The sequence below is a fragment of the Blautia sp. DFI.3.45 genome (genome assembly GCF_020593505.1).
Classification (GTDB): Bacteria; Bacillota; Clostridia; order Lachnospirales; family Lachnospiraceae; genus Blautia_A; species Blautia_A wexlerae.
In genome coordinates, this window is sequence record NZ_JAJDMI010000211.1 from 1 (window position 1) to 296 (window position 296).

At 32.4% G+C, this 296-nt stretch carries 1 pseudogene; it reads left to right on the plus strand.

Annotation, left to right across the window (positions count from 1 at the left end):
• Nucleotides 1–214: 214 nt before the first annotated feature.
• Nucleotides 215–296, plus strand: a pseudogene (locus LJE09_RS17640) (MarR family transcriptional regulator); the annotation flags it as partial.

Sequence of the window (296 nt, forward strand, 5' to 3'; positions counted from 1 at the left end):
CTCATAAGGGCAAAAATAAGGGAAACTACATATCATTTCACTAATGGACAGGCGGAAAGGCCTGTAAAATGGGGAAAGTTAGAGGAATAATTATATAAATTCCAGTTTGGAGAATTGAAAAAAAACGGAATTTACCTATTAAGACATATAAACTGTTGACAATAAAGCTCCTATATAGTATGTTTTTAATAAACTACTATATAGGAGCTTTTGTATGGAAATGAATGGAGGATTTCTTGTTACCAAAATAAAACAGCTTGGAGACCGGATTTTCGAGAAGATTCTCAGTGAAAAGA